The organism is Oryzihumus sp. (assembly GCF_036391795.1).
In the GTDB taxonomy this organism is placed as follows: Bacteria; Actinomycetota; Actinomycetes; order Actinomycetales; family Dermatophilaceae; genus Oryzihumus.
The window spans coordinates 1-2,522 of the sequence record NZ_DASVZH010000167.1; the positions used below are offsets into that span (position 1 = coordinate 1).

At 74.7% G+C, this 2,522-nt stretch carries 2 protein-coding genes; one reads left to right on the top strand and one right to left on the bottom strand.

The window, feature by feature from the left end; genetic code table 11:
- Positions 1-1,200: GNAT family N-acetyltransferase (locus VF825_RS10290; RefSeq protein ID WP_331112873.1), on the top strand; the 1,200-nt coding region annotated here is incomplete at its 5' end.
- A 7-nt stretch (positions 1,201-1,207) separates the two neighbouring features.
- Here the strand turns inward: VF825_RS10290 and VF825_RS10295 are convergent.
- Positions 1,208-2,509, bottom strand: a complete 1,302-nt coding sequence (locus VF825_RS10295; RefSeq protein WP_331112875.1) for an MFS transporter — start codon at positions 2,507-2,509, stop codon at positions 1,208-1,210.
- Positions 2,510-2,522 lie beyond the last annotated feature (13 nt).

Consider the following 2,522-nt stretch of genomic DNA (forward strand, 5'->3'; position numbering starts at 1 on the left):
GAGCTGCTCGCCGCCGACCGGGGACGGCCCGGGCTGCTCGTGCCGACCCGGCTGGAAGGCGAGCGGGTCGTGCTGCGCGAGTGGCGCGATACCGACCTGCCCCGGCTGCGCGAGGCGCTGGACGACCCGGCGCGCAAGCAGGCCATGGGGCTCGGGCCCGAACCCGTCACCGAGGCGGATGCCCGTGACTGGCTCTTCCGGCTGCGGCTGCGGGGGCTGCAGGGCGAGCGGGTCACCTGGTGCCTGGCCGACCGCGAGGACGACCGCGCCGTGGGCTGCCTGACCGTGCACGGTCTGGCCGGCGTCACGTTCCCGAACACCGGCGAGGTGGGCTACTGGGTGCACCCGGACGAGCGCGGGCGGGGCCTGACCAACGAGGCCCTGGACGTGCTGGTGCCGCACGCGCTGGCCCCCCGCGAGGAGGGCGGGATGGGCCTGAGCCGGTTGCGGGCGCACACCGAGGAGGCCAACCTCGCCTCGCAGACGGTGCTGCGCCGCGCCGGCTTCATGGAGTGGGGCCGCGAGCCCGGTGGCCTGCGCCTGCCCGACGGCGGGACGGCGGCTGTGGTGCACTTCGGCCTCGGGCGTGAGGACGACCGGATCGCCGCCGCCGTACTCAACGAGGCGACCGCGGTTGAGCCGGTGACCCTCGAGGGTGACGGGGTCCGGCTGCGCGCGTTGCGCGAGGAGGACCTCGAGCGGGTCGTCGAGGCCTGCTCCGACCCGGAGGCCCGGCACTGGCTCTCCGGCCTGCCCGAGGACTACACCCTCGAGCACGCCCGCGAGTACCTGCGCCGCAGCCGGGAGAACGCGGCCCGGGGGCGGGGCGTGTACTTCGCGGTCGCCGACCAGGAGGACGACCTCTTGCTGGGCGTGGTGGCCGTGATGGACATGGCCGGGGAGGACACCACCGCCGGGGAGGTCGGCTACTGGCTGCACCCCGACGCCCGCGGCAGGGGTGTCATGAAGGAGGCGGTGCGCCTCACGGTGCGGCACGCGTTCGTCCCGCGCGAGGACGGCGGCCTGGGCCGGCGACGGCTCACGCTCGCAGCTGCCGTGGGCAACGACGCCTCGCTGGCAATCGCACGCAGTGCAGGGTTCGTCGAGGTGGGGCGCCACCGGGCCGCCGAGCCGCTGCGGGACGGCAGCTTCGCCGACCTGGTGTGGTTCGACCTGCTGGCCCGGGACTACCCCGGCTGAGCGGGGCTCAGGCCCCGGCCGGGGCGCGCTTGGGGATGGCGAGGATGGCGAACGCGGCGACCAGGCACAGGGCGCCGGCGGTCAGCCACGCCCCGAGGTAGTCGCCGGTGTCCTGGCGCACCCACCCGGCAAAGCTGGCGGCCACCCCGGCCCCGACCATGTGCGCGGCGAAGACCCAGCCGAACACCACCCCGGAGCGTTCCAGCCCGAAGTGCCTGCGGCACAGGGCGACGGTCGGGGGCACCGTGGCCACCCAGTCCAAGCCGTAGAACACGATGAACAGGAACAGGTTGGGGTGGACCTCGGGACCGAGCAGCCACGGGACCACCAGCAGGGACAGCCCGCGGAACCAGTAGTAGACGAACAGGAGCACCCGCGAGTCGACCCGGTCGGTCAGCCAGCCGGACCCGACCGTGCCGACGATGTCGAAGACCCCGATCAGGGCGAGCAGGCCGGCCGCCGTCGTGGGCGGCATGCCGTGGTCGTGGGCCGCCGGGATGAAGTGGGTGCCGATCAGGCCGTTGGTGGACCACCCGCACACCCAGAACGTGGCCAGCAGGATCCAGAAGACCCGCGAGCGCGCGCCGTCGGCGAAGGCCCGCAGGGCGGCCCGGGCGGGCGACTCCCCCGGGCCCTGGTCGGGCTCGACGTCGGCGACGACCAGGCTCGCGTGCTCGTCCAGCGGCTCGGCGCCGTAGGGCGTCGTGCCGGCGTGGGCCGGGGAGTCGGCCAGGACCGCCCACACCAGCGGGGCCAGCAGCAGCGCCACGGCCGAGACCGTCAGGGCGGCGAACCGCCAGCCCGGGCCGGCGATGAGCGCGGCGAGCGCCGGCAGGAAGATGAGCTGGCCGGTGGCGTTGGCGGCGGAGAAGACTCCGGTGACCAGTCCGCGGTGGGTGTGGAACCAGCGGTTGGCCACGATTGCGCCGAACACCAGCGCCATCGAGCCCGTCCCCACGCCGACGGCCAGACCCCACAATGCCCAGAGCTGCCAGGCCGAGGTCATGACGGTGGTCAGGCCGCTGCCGACGGCGACGAGCACGAGGGCGGCGGTGACCGCCCGCTTGACGCCGAACCGCTCCATGAGGGCGGCGGCGAAGGGCGCGGTCAGGCCGTAGACGACGAGGTTGAGCGTCACCGCCCCGCTCGTGGTCGTGCGGCTCCAGCCGAACTCGTGCTCCAGCGGCTCGAACATCGCCCCGGTCGAGGAGCGGAACGCGGCCGCGGCGACGAGGGCACCCAGGGTGACCGCGGCGACGTACCAGGCGCGGTGGACGCGCGCGGTGCGCGCCGGCGCCTCAACCGACATGGCTCAGCCCCAG

What these genes read in the sequence shown, in the direction of transcription:
- VF825_RS10295 (WP_331112875.1), bottom strand. Translation starts at nt 2,509, where the DNA reads ATGTCGGTTGAGGCGCCGGCGCGCACCGCGCGCGTCCACCGCGCCTGG.